Annotated in this window: 15 protein-coding genes; 6 read left to right on the forward strand and 9 right to left on the reverse strand. The window is 63.9% G+C overall.

The genetic code is table 11. The annotated features are described in order from the left end of the window. Nucleotides 1-211: 211 nt before the first annotated feature. From FJV77_RS11960 to FJV77_RS11970, 3 genes are all read right to left on the reverse strand, one after another. Nucleotides 212-1,567, reverse strand: coding sequence for a pitrilysin family protein (locus tag FJV77_RS11960; protein WP_142867011.1), 1,356 nt, complete (start codon nt 1,565-1,567; stop codon nt 212-214). A gap of 97 nt (nt 1,568-1,664) precedes the next feature. Beyond that, entirely contained in the window at nt 1,665-2,219 is a 555-nt protein-coding gene (gene rsmD / locus FJV77_RS11965) for a 16S rRNA (guanine(966)-N(2))-methyltransferase RsmD (RefSeq protein WP_142867012.1), read from the reverse strand. 31 nt (nt 2,220-2,250) lie between these two features. Next, complete coding sequence (locus FJV77_RS11970) at nt 2,251-4,404, reverse strand: pseudouridine synthase (protein WP_142867013.1); 2,154 nt, start codon at nt 4,402-4,404, stop codon at nt 2,251-2,253. A 180-nt stretch (nt 4,405-4,584) separates the two neighbouring features. Here FJV77_RS11970 and FJV77_RS11975 point away from each other — a divergent pair, with 180 nt between their 5' ends. After that, nucleotides 4,585-5,037, forward strand: coding sequence for a nucleoside deaminase (locus FJV77_RS11975; RefSeq protein ID WP_142867014.1), 453 nt, complete (start codon nt 4,585-4,587; stop codon nt 5,035-5,037). A gap of 26 nt (nt 5,038-5,063) precedes the next feature. On the opposite strand, the gene FJV77_RS11980 is transcribed toward FJV77_RS11975, so the two are convergent. The 3 genes from FJV77_RS11980 to FJV77_RS11990 all read right to left on the reverse strand — a co-directional run bounded on the left by FJV77_RS11980 (nt 5,064) and on the right by FJV77_RS11990 (nt 9,956). After that, nucleotides 5,064-5,747, reverse strand: a complete 684-nt coding sequence (locus tag FJV77_RS11980) for a hypothetical protein (protein WP_142867015.1) — start codon at nt 5,745-5,747, stop codon at nt 5,064-5,066. Nucleotides 5,748-5,944: 197 nt separating this feature from the next. Beyond that, the gene (ileS, locus tag FJV77_RS11985) at nt 5,945-8,920 is read right to left on the reverse strand and encodes an isoleucine--tRNA ligase (RefSeq protein ID WP_142867016.1); all 2,976 of its coding nucleotides are present in this window, start codon (nt 8,918-8,920) and stop codon (nt 5,945-5,947) included. Between the two features lie 229 nt (nt 8,921-9,149). Further along, the gene (locus FJV77_RS11990) at nt 9,150-9,956 is read right to left on the reverse strand and encodes a MipA/OmpV family protein (RefSeq protein ID WP_142867017.1); all 807 of its coding nucleotides are present in this window, start codon (nt 9,954-9,956) and stop codon (nt 9,150-9,152) included. A gap of 201 nt (nt 9,957-10,157) precedes the next feature. Here FJV77_RS11990 and FJV77_RS11995 point away from each other — a divergent pair, with 201 nt between their 5' ends. Next, entirely contained in the window at nt 10,158-10,712 is a 555-nt protein-coding gene (locus FJV77_RS11995) for an HdeD family acid-resistance protein (protein WP_142867018.1), read from the forward strand. Between the two features lie 12 nt (nt 10,713-10,724). Here FJV77_RS11995 and FJV77_RS12000 read toward each other — a convergent pair whose 3' ends face one another. Further along, entirely contained in the window at nt 10,725-11,708 is a 984-nt protein-coding gene (locus FJV77_RS12000) for a bifunctional riboflavin kinase/FAD synthetase (protein ID WP_142867019.1), read from the reverse strand. 10 nt (nt 11,709-11,718) lie between these two features. After that, nucleotides 11,719-12,579, reverse strand: coding sequence for a TIGR01459 family HAD-type hydrolase (locus tag FJV77_RS12005; protein ID WP_142867020.1), 861 nt, complete (start codon nt 12,577-12,579; stop codon nt 11,719-11,721). A gap of 341 nt (nt 12,580-12,920) precedes the next feature. Between FJV77_RS12005 and FJV77_RS12010 the strand changes: the two genes are divergently transcribed. From FJV77_RS12010 to FJV77_RS12020, 3 genes are all read left to right on the forward strand, one after another. Continuing rightward, nucleotides 12,921-14,840, forward strand: a complete 1,920-nt coding sequence (locus FJV77_RS12010; RefSeq protein ID WP_142867021.1) for a TadE/TadG family type IV pilus assembly protein — start codon at nt 12,921-12,923, stop codon at nt 14,838-14,840. A gap of 200 nt (nt 14,841-15,040) precedes the next feature. Continuing rightward, nucleotides 15,041-17,002, forward strand: coding sequence for a pilus assembly protein (locus FJV77_RS12015; RefSeq protein ID WP_185970288.1), 1,962 nt, complete (start codon nt 15,041-15,043; stop codon nt 17,000-17,002). A 141-nt stretch (nt 17,003-17,143) separates the two neighbouring features. Next, complete coding sequence (locus tag FJV77_RS12020; protein ID WP_142867022.1) at nt 17,144-17,776, forward strand: LysE family translocator; 633 nt, start codon at nt 17,144-17,146, stop codon at nt 17,774-17,776. 67 nt (nt 17,777-17,843) lie between these two features. Here the strand turns inward: FJV77_RS12020 and FJV77_RS12025 are convergent, their stop codons facing one another. After that, nucleotides 17,844-18,668, reverse strand: a complete 825-nt coding sequence (locus tag FJV77_RS12025) for a DUF2189 domain-containing protein (RefSeq protein ID WP_142867146.1) — start codon at nt 18,666-18,668, stop codon at nt 17,844-17,846. A gap of 241 nt (nt 18,669-18,909) precedes the next feature. Here FJV77_RS12025 and FJV77_RS12030 point away from each other — a divergent pair, with 241 nt between their 5' ends. Beyond that, entirely contained in the window at nt 18,910-19,416 is a 507-nt protein-coding gene (locus FJV77_RS12030) for a CAP domain-containing protein (RefSeq protein ID WP_142867023.1), read from the forward strand. Nucleotides 19,417-19,421: the final 5 nt, after the last annotated feature.

Below are 19,421 nucleotides of genomic sequence, written 5' to 3' on the forward strand. Positions count from 1 at the left end.
TCCCCGCCAGGCTCCCCCTTCTCCCCTTGTGGGAGAAGGTGGCCGAGCGAAGCTCGGTCGGATGAGGGGTGCTCCAGCTTGGAGACGACGGCGATCCTTCACCCACCCCTCAACCGTCTCGGCGCTGCGCGCCGATCCACCTTCTCCCACAAGGGGAGAAGGTAGGCCGCGCGCGACGGCAGAAGCCAACACAGCTTGGTTCGTCATCGAATCAATTCCCCGCCTGTTGCTGCGGCAAGAGATAGCCGGTGGTCGAACGGTCGAGCAGCAGATAGCGGGCGGCGACCGCCTTGATGTCATCGGCGGTGACCTTGCGAATGCGGTCCGGCCATTCCTCGATGTCCTTCACATTACCGCCGGTGGCGAGCTCGGCGCCGTAGAGATTGGCCATCTCATCCTGTTTGTCGCGGGCGAAGATTATGGCCCTGATGTAACGGGCCTTGGCCTTCTCCAGCTCGTCGGCGGTGACGCCGTCCTTGATGATGCGGGCGATCTCGGCGTCGACGGCCGCCTCGACGTCGCTCAGCTTGGCGTCGCCGCGCGGCGCGCCGTAGACGGTGAAATTGGTGGCGTCGAGCATGGTGCCCTGGAAGAAGGCGCCGGTCCCCGATGCGATGCCCTGCTTGACCACAAGCTGCTGGTAAAGCCGGCTGCGGCTGCCGCCGCCAAGGATCTCTCCCAACAGGTCGAGCGCCTCGGCCTCGCCGGGTTTTGCGGTGTGGTAGGACGGAACCACCCATTGCGTCGAAAAGCTCGGCACCGAAACGCGCGCATCGGTGAGCGTCACCGTGCGCCTGGTGTTCTGCTCCGGTTCGACCGGGCGGATGCGCGGCGGCAGATCCGGGCCGCGCGCGACCTTGCCATAGGTCTTTTCGGCCAGCGCCTTCACCGCGTCCGGTTCGACATCGCCGGCGACGATCAGCACGGCATTGTTGGGGCGGTAGTACTTGTCATAGAAGGCAACCGCATCGGTGCGGTTCAGCTGTTCCATCTCCTGCATCCAGCCGATCACCGGAATGCGGTAGGGCTGGTTCTGCCAGAGTGTCGCGTCGACCTCTTCGTCGAGCACGGCCTCGGGGTCGCTGTCGATGCGCGAGCGGCGCTCTTCCAGGATCACGTCGCGCTCGGTCTTGATGACCTCGTCGGTCAAGATGAGGTTGCGCATGCGGTCGGCCTCGAAGCTCATCATCAGTTCGAGCGCCGAGGGCGTCACCGTCTCGTGAAAGGCCGTGTAGTCATAGGAAGTGAAGGCGTTGTTGGAGCCGCCTATGTCCGAAATGGCGCGGTCGAATTCGCCCGCGGCGTGGTTGGTCGTGGCCTTAAACATCAGATGTTCGAAGAAATGCGCGATGCCGGACTTGCCTGGCGGCTCGTCGGCGCTGCCGATCTTGTACCACACCATATGGGTGACGATCGGGGCACGATGATCGGGGATGACCACCACCTCCATGCCGTTGTCGAGCAGGAAGTTCGCCACCTTGCCGTCGTCCGCGGCCAGGGCCGGGCCGGCCAAGGTCAGCGCAGTGGCGAGCAGCGCTCTCCGCAGCCATTCAGTATGAGGTGTCATCAATGGCTCCGGTTTGTTATCGCGCGACGATAGGCAAGGTTAGCCACCGAGGCAAAGTGAATTGTGCGTCATTTTGAAGGCGCCAACCGCGCCGCCCTCAGCCAAGCTCGATGAACCGGATCACTGTCTCGCCGTAGTTGCGCTCATCAACCACCGAGAATTCGGGCCCGACCTCGAAGGGCGCCGAGGCGGCTTCCTCGACCACGCACAGCGCGCCGGGCAGCAGCCATCCGCCTGCCTTGGCCGAACGCAGCGCGCGTTCGCCGAGACCTTTGCCATAGGGCGGATCGGCGAAGATCAGGCCAAAGGCCGCAAGCGTGCCGGCCTCGCCCAAGGCAGTCGCGTCGCGGCGAAAGATCTTGGTGCGGCCGGTGAGGCCGAAGGCTTCGACATTGGTGCGGATCAGGCCGCGCCCTTCCGCCGATTCTTCGATGAAGACGCCATAGGAAGCGCCGCGCGACAGCGCTTCGAGGCCGAGCGCGCCGGTGCCGGCGAACAGGTCGAGCACGCGGGCGCCCTCGAGCTTGTCGCCGAAGCGGTGCGCCAGCACGTTGAAGACGGCCTCGCGGGCACGGTCGGTGGTCGGTCGGATGGCATGGTCGCGCGGCGTCGCCAGCGGACGCCCGCGGAATTGGCCACCGACGATTCTCATTTAAGCCCGGCTCTCATTCAAAGTACCGGTCTCATTTGGTCCGGGGACCCTTGGGACCATTGCGCGGCCGCTCACCGCCCCGACCGCCATCGGGACGCTCGCCGCGCGGCTTGCCGAACGGCTTGCCGAACGGCTTGGCTCCACCCGGCTTGCCATAGGCCGGCTTGCCATAGGCCGGCTTGAATGAGGCCTTGCGCGCTTTGGCGTCGGCCGCCTTGGCGGCATCGGCTTCCGCCCTGCCCTTGCCGATCGGGCGCGCGCCTGGCGCCATCCAGACATTGGCCTTGCGCTGGCCCGGCGGCTCGATTGGCCGCTGCTCGCGCTCGGGTTTTTTGCCGCCACGCGGTTTGTCACCAAAGGCGCCACGGGGTTTATCGCCAAAACCACCATGCGGCTTGTCGCCGAAATCGCCACGCGGCTTATCGCGAAACTCGCTGCGCTCGGGCCGGGGGCCGCGGTCGCCAAAGCTCTTTGCCGGCGCGGCGCCTCTTTCGGGACTGGTCGACAGCTTGCCCAGCGCTTCGTCGCGGCTGCCTTCCCGACGCTTGCGGTTCTTGATCAGACCGCCCTCGCCGATCGGCCGGCGGTCGCCCTCGCGGGTGAATTTCGGCCGTTCGGGCTCCACTTCGCGCTCACGCCGCACCGGCTGGTTGGAGAACGGCTTGGTGATCTCGGCGTCGAAATTGGCGCCGGAATCCTCGATCAGGCGTTCGCCGAGCTGCTCGCGCAAGACGCGGCCCTTGATCTCCAGCACATGGCCTTCGGCGAGGTCGTCGAGCTGGAACGGCCCGTAGGAGATGCGGATCAGCCGCGTCACGTCGAGGCCAAGCGAACCGAGGATGTTCTTCACTTCTCGATTCTTGCCTTCACGCAGGCCGATCGTCAGCCAGGCGTTGGTGCCTTGCTCACGGTCGAGCGTCGCCTCGATGGCGCCGTAGAAGACGCCATCGACGGCAATGCCTTCACGCAGACCTGCGAGCACGCTTTCCTCGACCTTGCCATGAACGCGCACGCGGTAACGGCGCAGCCAGCCGGTGGCAGGCAGTTCGAGCACGCGCGACAAGCCGCCGTCATTCGTGAGCAGCAGCAGGCCTTCGGTGTTGATGTCGAGCCTACCGATGGTCATCAGCCGCGGCAATTCGGCCGGCAGCACGTCGAACACGGTCTTGCGCCCCTCGGGGTCGCGGTTGGTGGTGACAACGCCGGCCGGCTTGTGGAACAGGAACAGCCTTGTGCGCTCGATCGGCGGGATCTCCATGCCGTCGAGGTGAATGATGTCGCCGGGCATGACGTTGAAGGCCGGCGAGGTCAAAGCTCGGTTGTTGACCTTGACGCGGCCGGCCGCGATGAGGTCCTCGGCGTCTCTGCGCGAAGCCAGGCCGGCGCGGGCCAGCCGCTTGGCGATACGCTCGCCGGCTTCTTCCGTCTCCGCGGCGCGCGGGCGCGGCTTGAAACCGCTGCCGGATGCGCCTTGCGGCCGGTCACCACCGAAATCGCGCTTGGGGCGATCCGCGAAGTCACGCTTGGGACGATCCCCGGCGTCGCGCTGCGGGCGATCGCCGAAATCGCGCTTTGGCCGGTCGAAACGCTTTTCGCCATCGGCGGCTGCTGGCCGATCACCGCGCGGTGCGTAGGGCTTGCGCGGACCTTCGCGCTTTTCGAAAGCCTTGCCTTCGGGACGCGGGCCCTTGCTGAACGGCCGGTCGCCGCTCTTGAAGTCGCGCTTCGGGCGTTCGCCATCGGCCGCCATCGGCCGGTCGCCACGCGGCGCATAGGGCTTGCGCGGCCCTTCGCGCTTTTCGAAAGACTTGCCTTCTGGACGCGGCCCCTTGCTGAATGGCCGGTCGCCGCTCTTGAAGTCGCGCTTCGGCCGTTCGCCATCGGCCGCCATCAGCCGGTCGCCACGGGGCGCATAGGGCTTGCGCGGACCTTCGCGCTTTTCGAACGACTTGCCTTCCGGGCGCGGACCCTTGCTGAACGGCCGGTCGCCGCTCTTGAAGTCGCGCTTCGGCCGCTCGCCTTCAGCCGCTGCCGGCCGGGCACCGCGTGGCGCATAAGGTTTCTTGGCCCCGAAGGAAGGCTTGCCGCTCTTGCCGGCGGCGCCATCACGGCGCGGCCCCGAGGCTCTCGGACCGCTTTTGCCCGGGCCTTTGTGGCGGGGAGATTTCTTGTCGTTGTCGTCCATGTGGCCTTTGTCCGTTTGCGCTGCTACAGCGTGGCGCATCCTTTGAGGCGCGCAACGAACGCTATAGCACTTTGATGTGGCGCATGATCATTTCCGAAAATCTGTTCCGATATTCGGGTTGACGCGCTCCATATCAGGATCACCGCTAAGTGGCGAGGAGATAATCGGAATGGAAACCGCGTGAAGCGGCCGGATTTCATGGCGCTGGCGCTGAAAGAGGCGCAAGCCGCCGCCTTGCGCGGCGAAGTTCCCGTCGGCGCCGTCATCGCCAGCGGCGATGCGGTGGTGTCATCAGCCGGCAACCGCACCCGCGAACTTGCCGATCCGACGGCGCATGCCGAGATGCTGGCGATCCGCGCGGCCTGCCAGAAGCTCTCCAGCGAGCGGCTGACCGGGCACGACCTCTATGTGACGCTGGAGCCCTGCGCCATGTGCGCCGGCGCCATTTCTTTCGCCAGGCTGCGCCGGCTCTATTTCGGCGCGGCCGACGAGAAGGGCGGCGCGGTGGTCAACGGCGTGCGCTTCTTCGCCTCACCGACCTGCCACCATACGCCCGATATCTATCCGGGCATGGCCGAAGCCGATGCGGCCTTGCTGCTCAAGGAATTCTTTCGGGAAAGGCGCGAACCGTAGGCCCGCCAATGACGGCGGGCGGATTCCTACCAGGAGGGCAGCCAGTCGAACAGACCACCGCTCTTGCTCTTGGCGGCAGCTTCCTTCTTGAGGCGGCGTTCCTTCTTGTATTCATCCTCGCCGAGTTCGCCCTGCGGCGCGGTGTCGGAGGCGGCGCGATAGGCCAAAGGCGGCTCGCTCAGATATTTGCGCGTGGTGGGATCGCCCTGCTTGCCCTCTGCAGTGCGGCGCTGGATCTCGGCGGCGCGGCCCTTGTCCGAATCCGCCGGCGACCAGCGCGGCGGGTGGCTCGAGCCTGACTCCGCCAGCGCCTTCTTCACTGCAGCCGGATCGCTCTGCACATCATCGACGATCTGCGACTGATAGGACGGATCATCCTGGTGGGTGGTGGCGTCGGCACGCAGACGGGCGCGGCGCTGCTCGGGCGATTCGGGCCAATCGGTGCTCGCCGTCTCGATGCTTTCCTGCGGCGCCGGCAGCGCTTCCTTTTGCCCCGGTGCGGGCTTCACCAGCTCCGGGCGTGGCTTGTAGTCGATCTGTTGCTTGCGCTTCGGCGCGATCGAAAAGGCGCCGGAGAGGTCGCCGGCAAGCTGCTCGCCCGCCGTCTTGTCAGTGCCGTAGGTGGGTGAGCTCATGCAGCCGGACAGAGCGAGGCCGGACGCGACAAGCGGCGCCAGCAGCGCAACGCGCACGGAAGTTCTGTCGGTCATGCCAAAAAGTCCCACTCTAGACAGCCTCTCGATCGTCACCGGCCAAAGGTCCGGTCCCCATCGTCCACGCTCTTGCGACGGAAATCCGGCGACAATTTGTCTTCCGGAGTTTCGCGTGTTTACCTCAACCACTCGTTAAGGGCAACGCGCGGGCGGTTTTCGCCCGCGGCGTGGCTTTTGTGCACCGGCTTATGGACTCACAAACGTCCCAGAGCCTGCAGCTCATGCAGCACCGCGGCATCGCGGGCCGAAACGTCGGGGAATTCGGCATCCTGCCCGACATCGGCCGTATAGCGCCACGAACGCGCGCATTTGACCAGGCCCCGGTCCTCGGCCTTTTCGACCACCACGGCGACACCTTTGACATCGTCGAGCGTGAAGGCGCCTGCCGGCGCCTTGCCGTGAGCGATGACGAGATCGCTGGTGATCGCCATCTCGGCCATGTCGACATCGGCAATTGCGGCTTCAAGTGCTGCATCGTCGAGGGTCACGACCGGCACGGCCTCCAGCGACGAGCCGATGACCTTCTGGGCACGCGCGATCTCGAGCGCGCCGGTGACGACACGGCGGACCTGCCGCACTTTGCGCCATTTCTCCGCCAGCGCCTCGTTCTTCCAGTCGGCCGGAATCTCAGGGAACTGGTCGAGATGCAGCGAGACCGCATCGGGATGACGGTCGAGCCAGGCTTCTTCCGTGGTGAAGGGCAGCATCGGCGCCAGCCATTTCACCAGGCAGTCGAAGAGATGGCGCACCACTTGCACCGAGGCTTTGCGCTTCAGGCTGGAAGGCCCATCGCAATAGAGTGCGTCCTTCCTGATGTCGAAATAGAAGGCCGACAGCTCGACCACCATGAAGTCGAGCAAAGTGCGGGTGATGCGCTTGAACTCGAACGCATCGTAGCCCGAGCGCACGACCTCATCCAGCTCAGCCAGCCGGTGCAGCATCAGCCGCTCCAGCTCCGGCATTTTTTCCAGCGGCACTTCCTCGCCGTCGTCATGGGCGAGCGTGCCCAGCATCCAGCGGATGGTGTTGCGGAGCTTGCGGTAGGCGTCGATGTTGGTCTGCAGCACGTTCTTACCGAGCCGCTGGTCTTCCCAATAGTCTGTCGTCACCACCCACAACCGCAGGATATCTGCGCCGGACTGTTTGATGACGTCCTGCGGCACGACGGTGTTGCCGAGCGACTTCGACATCTTGCGGCCCTCCTCATCCATGGTGAAGCCATGGGTGACGACGGTGTCGTAGGGTGCCCTGCCCCTGGTGCCGCAGCTTTCGAGCAGCGAGGAGTGGAACCAGCCGCGATGCTGGTCGGAGCCTTCGAGATAGACGTCGGCCGGCCATTTGAGGTCGGGACGATCTTCGAGCGTGAAGACATGCGTCGAGCCCGAATCAAACCAGACGTCGAGGATGTCCATCACTTGCTTCCATTTGGAGGCATCGTGATTACCGAGGAAGCGCTCCTTGGCGCCGGCAGCGAACCAAGCGTCGGCGCCTTCCTGCTCGAAAGCATCCATGATGCGCTGGTTGACCGCTTCGTCCTTCAGCACATTGCCATCCTCGTCAGCAAAGACGGCGATCGGCACGCCCCAGGCGCGCTGACGCGACAGCACCCAGTCAGGGCGCTCCTCGATCATGGCGCGGATGCGGTTCTGGCCGGCAGCCGGCACGAATCGCGTGTCGTCGATGGCCTTCAGCGCGCGGCTGCGCAGGGTCGTGCCGTCGCCGAGGTCCTTGTCCATGTAGACGAACCATTGCGGCGTGTTGCGGAAGATGATCGGCTTCTTCGAACGCCAGGAATGCGGATAGGAGTGCTTGAGCCGGCCTCGCGCGAACAGCGCGTTGCGCTTGATCAGCTCGTCGATCACCGCCTGGTTGGCATTGCCCTTCTTGCCGTTGTCGTCGAGGACGCGCGCGGCGCCGCCCTCGCGGTCCGGGCCGAAGCCCGGCGCGTCCTTGGTGAAGAAGCCGCCATCGTCGACGGGAAACGGGATCGCGGTGTCGATACCGCGCTTGAGCAGCTCGGCCACCGCATCCGTCCAGGCGTCGAAGTCCTCTCGGCCGTGGCTGGGCGCGGTGTGGACGAAACCCGTGCCGGCGTCGTCGGTGACATGGTCGCCGGCGATCATTGGCACGGGGAATTCATAGCCGCCGCCCAGCCCCCTGAAAGGATGCGAAAGCGTAAGGCTTGCAAACTGTTCGCTTGAGACGCTGTGAAGCCGAGTCAACGTGACCTTGGCTTTTGCCGCCGCGTCCTCGGCCAGCGCATCGGCGAAGATCAGCTTCTCGCCTGGCTGCGGGCCGAAGGCATTCTCGGCCGCCGTCACCGTGTAGAGGCCATAGGCGACCCGCGGCGAATAGCTGACGGCGCGGTTGCCGGGCAGCGTCCAGGGCGTCGTTGTCCAGATGACGACATGGGCCTCGAGCAGATCGAGCGAAGATTCCGACAGCGCCGCCGCCTGCGCGTCCTCGGCGCCGGTGATCGGGCGAGCAAGGCTGGCGACCGGGAATTTCACCCAGATCGTATCGCTCTCATAGTCCTGGTATTCGACCTCGGCCTCGGCCAGAGCGGTGCGCTCGACCACGCTCCACATCACCGGCTTGGAGCCGCGATAGAGCTGGCCCGACATCGCGAATTTCAACAGTTCGCCGGCGATGCGCGACTCCGCATGGAAAGCCATCGTCGTATAGGGGTTCTTGAAGTCGCCGACGACGCCGAGGCGCTGGAACTCACCGCCCTGGACCGAGATCCAGTGCGCGGCGAAGTCGCGGCATTCCTTGCGGAATTCGTTGACCGGCACCTCGTCCTTGTTCTTGCCCTTGGCGCGGTATTGTTCCTCGATCTTCCATTCGATCGGCAGGCCATGGCAGTCCCAGCCCGGCACATAATTGGCGTCGTAGCCGCGCATCTGGAACGAGCGGGTGATGACGTCCTTGAGGATCTTGTTCAGCGCGTGGCCGATATGAATGTTGCCGTTGGCGTAGGGCGGGCCGTCGTGCAGAACGTATTTTTCGCGGCCGGCGGCCTCCTCGCGCAGCTTGCGATACAGGTCCATGTCCTGCCAGCGCTTGACCAGCAGCGGCTCCTTCTCCGGCAAGCCGGCGCGCATCGGGAAATCCGTCTGCGGCAGATAAAGCGTCTTGGAATAGTCGATCGTTTCAACAGTGTCGGTCATTGGTCTGCCATGTGCATTGCCCGGCGGGCGTAGAGGCTCGGGCGTTGAATTATCATGATCTGGAAAAAGCGCGAGAGCGCGCGCCAAGATTCCCGGCGGCTCCGGCGGCGCTCAGGCCACCCGGAACACCGGGCCTGTAATTCGTATCGCAATCGCGAAAAGGCGCGAAAAGCTGGTCATGGCTGGGCTTTTAGCCGAAGCCACGGCAGGAATAAAGCGCGGAAATCGCCTACATTGAAAAGTTGAAACGGTAGGTGGTCGAGACGCCGACCGTGAACTGGTCGCGCTGGCCGCGCTCCTTGACCAGGCTGGAATCGGCAGCCGGGCCCATCAGGCGCGCATATTCGCCGAACAGGCTGGCGGTCATCGGCTCCGTCACCTTCCAAGTGATGGCGCCGCCGAGGCCGGTCGATTTCAGGCCGCCGCCGGGGTGATATTCGCTAAGGCCCGAGGCTGCGGCCTCCTTGGCGTTGACGCCGTAATAGGAGTCGAAATAGCCCGACGAGGCGAACGACACGCGCGGGCCGCCCGAAATCCTGACCGTCGGCGTCACATCGTAAAACGCGTCGGCGGCGATGTCGGCGACAAAGCCGTCATGGGCACGGATGCCGTGGCGCAGTTCGGCGCGGGCGCGCAGCCAGTCCGTCGGGTAGAATTCGAAGAAACCGCCGACCTCGCCGCCCCAGCGTACGGGATCCAGCCCTTTCAACTCGTCCTTGCTGCTGCGCGAAAACAGGAACTTTCCGGTCAGGCCGGCGCGGACGCCGCCATCGTCGACCAGTGCCAGCGAAATGTTGTCATTGCGCGAGGTGAAGCGGGCTGCAGGCCCGACCTTGCCCAGCGAGATGATCGGCGTGGCGCCGAGCAGCAGACTGTTGGAGCCCTCGAATTTCGGCGCGACCATGCCGGTGGCGCCAAGCGTCAGATACCAGTCGCCCGACAGCCAGCCGAAGGTCCCCTCGCCCGCGTTTGCTACCGTCGGCGCACCCAGCATGATCGCCGCCACAACCGCAGACATTTTCCTGACCGGACTCATGGTCACTCCACTAACACAACACCGCCGCGCCCCGGCCACAGCTTTGGCGGCCGTTTGGTAAAATTTGATTTAAATCCGAGACAGAGATCGCGGTTTGCAGCTGGCGGCCATCGCTGGACGGGTGCCGACGCCGGGACTAACCTCAGGGACGCGACAAGCCAGGCGATCTTTGATGCACAGTGACTTTGAGGAGATGCGGCTATGACCTTGCACGGTGACACCCTGAAAGACGCGATCGGCCGGACACGAGACAAATGGGGGTGGTTCGTCGCGCTCGGCGTGCTGCTGCTCATCTTCGGCGGCATTGCCTTCGGCAATCTGTTCATCGCCACCGTCGCCTCGGTCTATGTCGTCGGATGGCTGATGCTGATGGCCGGCATCATCGAGATCGTGCATGCCTTCGGCGTGAAGACCTGGAGCCGCTTCTTCTATTGGCTGCTCAGCGGCCTGCTCTATGCGGTTGCCGGCTTTTTTGCCTTCGACAATCCGCTGCTGGCATCGACGGTGCTGACCTTGCTGCTTGCGGTGGCGCTGGTCGCCTCAGGCGCGCTCAGGGCATGGGTCGGTTACAGCCATCGGCCGCAAAATGGCTGGGGCTGGGTCGTCGCGGCCGGCCTGATCAGCGTGCTGGCAGGCCTGACCATCGCCATGGGCTGGCCCGTCAACAGCCTGTGGGTGCTCGGCCTTTTCCTGGCCATCGACCTGATCTTCCAGGGCTGGAGCTTCATCGCCCTCGGACTGGCCTTGAAGAGGTAGACGGCCGGACGCTCAAAAGGCGATCGCGCTGTCCAGTTGCGACAGCGGCCTGACGCCGGCCAGCAGCGCGCGTGCCTCCGCCTCGTCACGCTTGATCTGCGCCACCAGCGCATCGAGCCTGTCGAACTTCACCTCGGGGCGGAGGAAGCCGAAGAACGAGACTTCGCAGATCTCGCCATAGAGATCGCCGGAAAAGTCGAAGACGAAGGTTTCTAGCAGCGGCGCGCCATTGTCGTCGACGGTCGGGCGGCGGCCGAAGCTGGCCACGCCGTCATAAAGCGTGCCATCGGCGCGGCGGAAGCGGACGGCATAAATCCCTTCCTTCAGTTCAGCTTCCGGAGAAAGCCTCATGTTGGCTGTCGGGAAGCCGAGCGTGCGGCCAAGACGCTGGCCGCCGATGACTTCGCTTTCGACGGTGAAGCGGTAGCCGAGCAGGCCGGCGGCCTCGGCGATTTCGCCTTCGCATAACAATGCGCGGATGCGGCTCGACGACACCACCTCGGCGCCTTCGTCGCGAAAAGCGTCGACCAAAGTGACGCCGAAACCGTGGCGCTCGCCTGCCGCCATCAGAAAGGCCGGGCCGCCTTGCCGGTCCTTGCCGAAGTGGAAATCGAAACCGGTGACGGCATGGGTGATGCCGAGGTTCCTTTCCAGCACATCGGTCACGAAAGCCTCAGCCGACAGGCCGGCAAAGGCGCGCGTGAATGGCTGTTGGACGAGTGCCGCAAAGCCCAGATGCGACAACAGCCGCGCCTTCATCGGCGGCGGCGTCAGCACGAACAGCGGCATATCGGGCCTGAACACCTTGCGCGGATGCGGCTCGAAGGTCAGCACCAGCGCCGGCACGCTGCGCCGCCTGGCTTCGGCAAGCGCGCGTTCAAGCACCGCCTGGTGGCCGCGGTGAACGCCGTCGAAATTGCCGATCGCCACTACGCCGCCACGCAAATGCGCCGGCAGCGGCGCGGTCGCGGAAATATGTTCGAAGGCTGCGCTCATGGAAGCGACCCTACCGCAGTCTCGGAATGACCGCGACCGGCCGGTAGCCGTGCTTTTGCAGAAAGGCTGCAAGCCTGGCAGGGTCCGGCTGCATGGGATCGCCATAGTCGCGTGCGTGAATGCCGCCCGACACGTAAAGCACGTCGATGCCATTGTCGGCGGCGCCCTTGACGTCGGTCATCATGCCGTCGCCGATGGCCAGCACCTCGGAGCGCTCGACGTTACGGCCAAGGAGCAAGGCGACCTCCCGCATTGCTGCGTCATAGACCGGCGCATAGGGTTTTCCGGCGATCAGCGTGCGGCCGCCGAGCTGGGCATAGTCGCGGGCCAAGGCACCGGCGCACCAGATCATGCGCTCGCCGCGCTCGACCACGATGTCGGGGTTGGCGCAGATGAAAGGCAGGTTCCTTGCCCGCAGCCGACGCAGCAGTTCGGCATAATCCTCAGGTGTTTCCACCTCGTCGTCGAACAGGCCTGTGCAGACGACGCCGGAGGCCTCGAACTCTTCGACGAGCTCGATGTCGAGACCGTCATAGAGGGTGAAATCGCGGTCGGCGCCGATGTGGAAGATTTTTCGCGGGCCCTCTCCGATGAGGTCGCGGGTCACATCGCCCGAGGTGACGACACGGTCGTAGGCAGCGGTGGGGACGCCGATCGCATTCATCTGCGCCACCACATCGGCATTGCGGCGCGGTGAATTGGTGACCAGGACAACCGGAACCTTCGCAGAACGCGCGGCGGCAAGCGCTTCTGCGGCCGCCGGGAAATGCCATTCGCCATTGTGGATCACGCCCCAGACATCGCACAGGATGGCCGAGTAGGCTCCCGACAAATCCGCGAGCGAGCCGATAATGTCAGGCGAATCCGCCATGCCGTTTTCCTGATGTGACGATCGTTGCGAGAGCTGCAGCCGACGGTCCGCCGCAACCGGCCCCGCATTAACCGAAGCGTTTCATCCTGTCACCAGCTTTCGGCGTTTTCGACGCCGTCGCGCCACGGCTTGATGGCGATTGCATCTCGCAGAAAGCGCCCTTTCCCAAAGCTTCGGTCGATCGAAAAATGTCGCGTCTCCGATCACCAGGGCCGAGTGGTTAACGAGCCTTGAAAGGATGGACCGATCTTGAACGCATTTCAGCAACCTGAAATTTAACGATTTGTGGGCATCTTCGCGCCGATAGTCGAGATTTGGGTCCTGGCAGGGGTGCTGAAGGCATGATCCGCAGATTTCTAGGCGACAGACGCGGCAATTATGCCTTGATGACAGTGATCTCCATGGTGCCCTTGATGGGCGCCCTGGCGATCGCCATCGACTACACCGAGTTGATCCGCCAGCGCCAGGACACGCTGAACGCGCTCGATGCCGCAGGCATCGCCACTGCCCAGCAGATCGTCTCCGGCGCGACTGACGATGCGACCAAGGCCTATGCCAAGAATTTCTTCGAGGCCAATCTCGGCCACGTCCAACCCGCCAATACGTTGCTGACCGTGACGCTTCCCAAAGACAACACCGGCGGCGGCACGCTGGTTCTGCAAGCCGCCCTGACGTACAAGCCGTACTTCGTGCCGGTTGCGGCCATGCTGCTTGGCAAGTCGTCCGGTAACACCAACGTCGATTTCACCGCCAGATCAGAGATTCGCCTCAAGAACTCGCTGGAAGTGGCGCTGGTGCTCGACAATTCCGGCTCGATGACCGAACTGGGACATGGCTCGAGCCAGGTGCGGTTCGAACTGTTGAAGAGTGCGGCCAAGCAGTTGGTCGACCAGCTTGCCGGCCAGGCGCAGCTGATGAAACAGGTCTCCAAGCCGGTCCAGTTCAGCTTGGTGCCGTTCGCCGCTTCGGTCAATGTCGGCCCGACGAACGCCAATGCCACGTGGATGGACACGATGGGCGTGTCGCCTCTCGACCAGGAGAACCTCGATTGGTCGACGCTCACTTCGTCCGCCCTCCCAAACCAGTACGCGGTGAAGTCCGGCAACTACTATTACGCGAAGGGCTCGGCCTGGGATGCGACGCAGCTGAACCAGGTGCTGACGCGTTTTTCGCTCTACAAATGGATGAAGCGCATTTCGTCGTGCACAAAAAACTCGAGTAACGTCTGCACGTCCAACATAGTCTACGCACCGATCGCGACCTGGGGTGGCTGCGTCGAATCCCGTCCCTATCCTTACAATATACAGGACACGGCTGCTTCGACCACGACGCCGGCGACCATGTTCGTGCCGATGTTCGCACCTGACGAAACCGACAATGTAGACACCAATTCACGGCCGGCGAACAACAACTGGCACCTCGATGCGACAGTAAGTAATGCAACCGACTCGGCTCGTCAGAAATACATGCCGAAGTATTTCACTCCCGGTACCAAGGTGACGCCGGCCTACGGCTCCAATGCCGGCCCGAACGCTAGCTGCAGCACCACCGCGATCACGCCTTTGACCGACGTATCGGTCGCGGTCGGCCAAACGGCGGTCAAGACAGCCATCGACGCCATGGTCGATGTTGGCGCCACCAATGTTCCGGAAGGCATGGCCTGGGGTTGGCGGACCCTTTCCAACGCCGCCCCCTTCAGCGAAGGCCGGCCGGAATCCGAAAAGGGCAACGACAAGGTGTTGATCGTGCTGACCGACGGCGCCAATACCTACTACACGCCGACGTCGGTAACGGCGCAGTCTTACTCGGGCACCAACTACCTGCAGGGAGGCAACGACCTCGCCGGCAGCAAGGCCATCTATTCGTCTCTCGGATATCTCGCCTATCCCAGCCAGACCAAGCCATTCAACAGCACCTATACCTATGGCCGCCCGTTCCTCGGCACCAGCAGCAGCGTCACTAAGACCGACTATTCGAATGCCAATTACACGAAGGCGATGAACGAGCACTTCGCCACGCTTTGCAGCAATGCGAAGACGACCGGCATGATCGTCATGACGATCGCGTTGGACCTCGACTCCACCAAAACGACCGAAGCGGCACAGATGGCCGCCTTGAAGACCTGCTCGTCGGATTCGCGCTTCCGCAAGGATTCGACCGGCAAGCCGCTCAAGCTGTTCTGGAACTCGACCGGTGCCACGCTGTCGGACGATTTCAAGGAAATCGGCAACGAACTGTCCAATCTGCGCATCGTCGGCTGACCGGCGCAATCCCTTGGAAACGAGGCGCCCCGTCTCCGGCGGGGCGTTTCTGCGAGCAGCGGTCATCCACCCGCCCCCATTTGGTTAGCGCTTGGTGAAGCGCTCGGCGCGCAATCGAGCGGTTTCCCAAACCCGTCCTTCAGCGTTTTGTGAAAGTGTGGCGGCATTGAAGAATCCGCAGGCGGGGCCGCTTACATCACATGCGCAAATTCTGGCGTGACTTCTGGCGCGACCGGCGCGGCAATTATGCTCTCATGACCGTTCTGGCCATGGTGCCGCTGATGGGCGGCGTGGCGATGGCGGTCGACTTCAGCGGCATGATCAGCGAGAAGCAGAAGGTGGTCAACGCGCTCGACGCCGCCAACTTCGCCACCGCGCGCCGGCTGGTGGAGGGCGCCACCGACGACCAATTGCGGGCCTATGCACTCGACTTCTTCAAGGCAAACCTCAACGACGTCGATCCCGCCAACACGACGCTCGACGTTACGCTGCCCAGCAGCACAGCCGGCGGCGGCATCGTCAAGCTTTGCGCAAGCCTGGTCTACAAGCCCTATTTCCTGCCGGCAGCTTCGATGTTGATCGGCAAGACGTCAGGCGACATCGACTACTCCGTGTGCTCGCAGGTGCGGTTGAAGAACACGCTGGAAGTGGCCATGGTGCTCGACAATTCAGGCTCGATGTCGAACAACGGCACCGGCTCCGGACAAAAGCGCATCGACCTTCTCAAACAGGCGGCCAAGCAGTTGGTCGACACGCTCGCCTCGCAGGCGGCGATGATCAAGCAGATCGACAAGCCGGTCCAGTTCAGCCTGGTGCCGTTCGCCGCATCGGTCAATGTCGGCGCCAGCAACGACAACGCGTCATGGATCGACGCCTATGGGCTGTCGCCCATCCATAATGAGAACTTCGACTGGTCGACGCTGAACGCCGCCGACAAATATGCCCAGAAGATCGGCGGCATCTGGTACAAGAAAGGCACTGGCTGGGCTGAGCAGGAGGGGCAGATGCTGACCCGCTTCTCGCTTTACCGCGACATGAAGGTGGTCACCAGCCACGAGCGCATCGTCGGCAGCAAACGCGTGGTCTGCGACAAATACCGTGCCAATCATACATGCTCGGACAGCCACGACGAATACGACTACACCGATACATACGGACCGTTCGCCAGTTGGCAGGGCTGCGTCGAAGTCCGTCCCTATCCCTATAATGTCAACGACGCGCCGGCCTCCGGCGGACCGAACAACACCGGCACCGGCGTCGGCGACCCCGCGACCATGTTCGTGCCGATGTTTGCGCCGGACGAGCCGGGCAACCACTGGTATATCACGCAGGATCCCGATGAGGCGGCGCCCAAGACCTATGGCGCTGTCAACAGCTGGTGGAACGACGATCCGTCGAGCACCACCGGCAAAACCAGACAGTCCAACATGGCTAAGTATTTCCAGCCGCGGCCGATCAATGCGCCGGTGCTGTCGAAAGGCGCCGGGCCTAATTACAGCTGCACCACGACGCCGATCACGCCGCTGACCGATGTCACCAACGCCGACGGGCTGGCCAAGATCAAGGCTGCGATCGACCTGATGGCACCCAACGGCAACACCAATGTGCCGGAAGGCATGGCCTGGGGCTGGCGCACCGTCTCCAGCACCGAGCCCTTTACCGAGGGACGCCCGGAGACCGAGCGCGGCAACGACAAGGTGGTCATCGTGCTTACCGACGGCGAGAACACCTATTCGACGGTGAGCTCCGACCCCGCCGGCAACAAGTCGACCTATGCGGGCTATGGGTATACCGGGGTCGGCTACAACGGCACTGCGGTCACCCGCCTGTTCGGCGGCACGTCGAGCGCCATCGGCCAGCTCAACTATTCGTCGAGCAACTACACCGCCGCGCTCAACGAGCAGATGGCGACGTTGTGCAACAACGCCAAGGCGGCCAACATCATGGTGATGACGGTGGCGCTCGACATGTCGACGACCGACGCCGGCGACAAGAGCGCGATGGACGCGCTGAAGACGTGTTCGTCCGACTCGCGCTTCCGCAAGGATCCGACCGACCCGAGCAAGCCTGCAAAACTGTTCTGGAATGCCACGGGCGCCACGCTGTCGGACAATTTCAAGGAAATCGCCAACGAACTGTCGAACCTGCGCGTGGTGAGCTAGGCACGTTCCCGTCCGGCCCGTGGCGCAATGGCTGATCACGCCATGCTCTTGTGCGCCGCTTCGGCCAAGCGCAGATATGCGGCCATGATCGGCACTGCGGTGAAAACGGAACGCGCAGGTTGCCGCCGTTGGAGATTGCCCGTGCCCGAAACCGCCAACCATCTCGCCTTCGCGCTGGTCTGCCTTGGCATGGTGCTGACGCCCGGGCCGAACATGATCTACCTGATCTCGCGCTCACTGTCGCAAGGCCCGAAGGCCGGGCTGATCTCGCTCGGCGGCGTGGCGGTCGGCTTTTTGTTCTATGTCGTATCGGCTGCGCTGGGTATCACCGCGCTGCTGCTTGCCGTGCCGTTCGCCTATGACGCGCTGCGCATCGCCGGCGCGCTCTATCTGCTGTGGCTCGCCTGGCAAGCGGTGCGGCCCGGCGGGCGCTCGCCGTTCCAGGTGCGCGAACTGCCGAAGGACAGGCCACGCAAGCTGTTCGCCATGGGCCTGATGACCAATCTCCTCAACCCCAAGGTGGCGGTGCTCTATCTGTCGCTGCTGCCGCAGTTCATCTCGCTGGACAAGGGCCATGTGCTGTCGCAGCTTCTGGTGCTCGGCGCCACGCAAATCTCGATCAGCCTCACCGTCAACGCCATCATTGCGGTGACGGCCGGCTCGATCGCCACCTTCCTCGCCGGACGGCCGCTATGGATGGTCATCCAGCGCTGGATGATGGGCACGGTGCTGACAGCGCTGGCCTTGAAAATGGCGACCGACGCGCAACGCTAGGGTGCGTTGCCATCCAGGTGATGTCGGCCTGACCTGGATATCAAAGCACCCTATGGCTGGGTGCCTGCTACATCGGCCGCCGTGTCTGCTGCGCGCGCTCCGGCTCCACCACCTTGCGATAGAGGTGCCAGGTGGCATGGCCAAGCACCGGCATGACCACGGCGAGCCCGGCAAACAGCGGGATCGAGCCGATCACCAGCAGCACTGCGACGAGCAGCCCCCACAGAAGCATCTGCAGCGGATTTGCCATCACCGCGCGCGCCGAGGTCTCGATCGCCGATACGGCGCCGACGTCGCGGTCGAGCAGCAACGGAAAGGCAACCACCGTCGTCGCCAGCACGATCACGGCAAAGATGAAACCGGCGGCATTGCCGACCAGGATCAGCGTCCAGCCCTTGCTGGTCGTCAGCACCTCGCTCACAAATCCAGCGATCGAAGCCGGCGGCTGATCGCCGAACAGGCTGGTGTAGATCGACTGCGCGGTGAACATCCACAACAGGAACAGCACCAACAGCATGAAGCCGATGGCCGCGATCGACGGCAGCGCCGGCGAGCGGCGCACGTCAAGCGCATGCCACCAAGAGGTGTTCATGCCGAGTTCGCGCCGGCGGCTGATCTCGTAGAGGCCGATCGCCGCGAACGGGCCGACCAGGGCGAAGCCCGACATCAGCGGATAGATGAGCTGGATGGCGTTGGAGCCGGAGGTCCACCGTGTCAGGATCAGGCCGACGACGGGATAGATCACGCAAAGGAACACGTAGTGCGACGGCTTGGCCCAGAAGTCGTCGAGACCGAGCTTGAACGCATCCCAGAGGTCTGCGGTGGTGATACGGCGCACCGTTGGCTGCACGTGCAGTCCTTGCGCGCCCGCCATGACATGAAAGCCGGCCATACCTTCCTCCCGTGTGTCGGGGGCAGTCATCGCCTGGATGGCCGCCCGCAGCTGCCACTTCAAGAACGCCCGCATCATAGCCGATATCTGGGGAAAAGTCGCCGCATTACGCGATTTTCATCGGCGCCCCCAAGCCGATCGCCTGACGCGGCGCGTTGAAGACCGCCTCGATGAATCAATCCGTAGCGATTTTCGCAGCCGTGCCCGGCAAAAGCCATGATCACCGCTATGTCAGGCAGGCATGAGCATTGCAGAAATCGAAACCCGTATCTCGAAACCAAACAGGCGCGTGCTGTTGATCGGCCTTGCGGCCATGGCCGGGCTGGCCGCGTGCAGCACCGTCTCGGTGCCGACCGGCGAAGGCGCCGGTGTCTCGTCCTCCGCCACGGCGACGCTGGCCGGCGTCCGCGCCTCGGCCGGGCTGCCGGCGCTGGTGCCGGACGCACAACTCGAGCAGGCCGCACTCCAGCAGGCCGGCTATATGGCCTCGCGCGAACGCATGAGCCACACGACAGGCTGGGGCAAGGATTTCGCGTCGCGGATGAAGGACAATGGCGTGCACGGTGCCGCCGCCGAGAACATCGCGGAGGGCCGCTTCGACCAGCAGAAACTGTTCGACATCTGGATGCATTCGGCCGGCCATCGCCACAATATGCTCGATCCGGATTTCAGCCGCTTCGGCCTTGCCTATGTGCGAGACGGACGCGACAGCGCTGTCCGTTACTGGAGCCTGGTGCTGGGAAGGTAAGCGCC

Source organism: Mesorhizobium sp. WSM4306 (assembly GCF_007003975.1).
Lineage (GTDB): Bacteria > Pseudomonadota > Alphaproteobacteria > Rhizobiales > Rhizobiaceae > Mesorhizobium.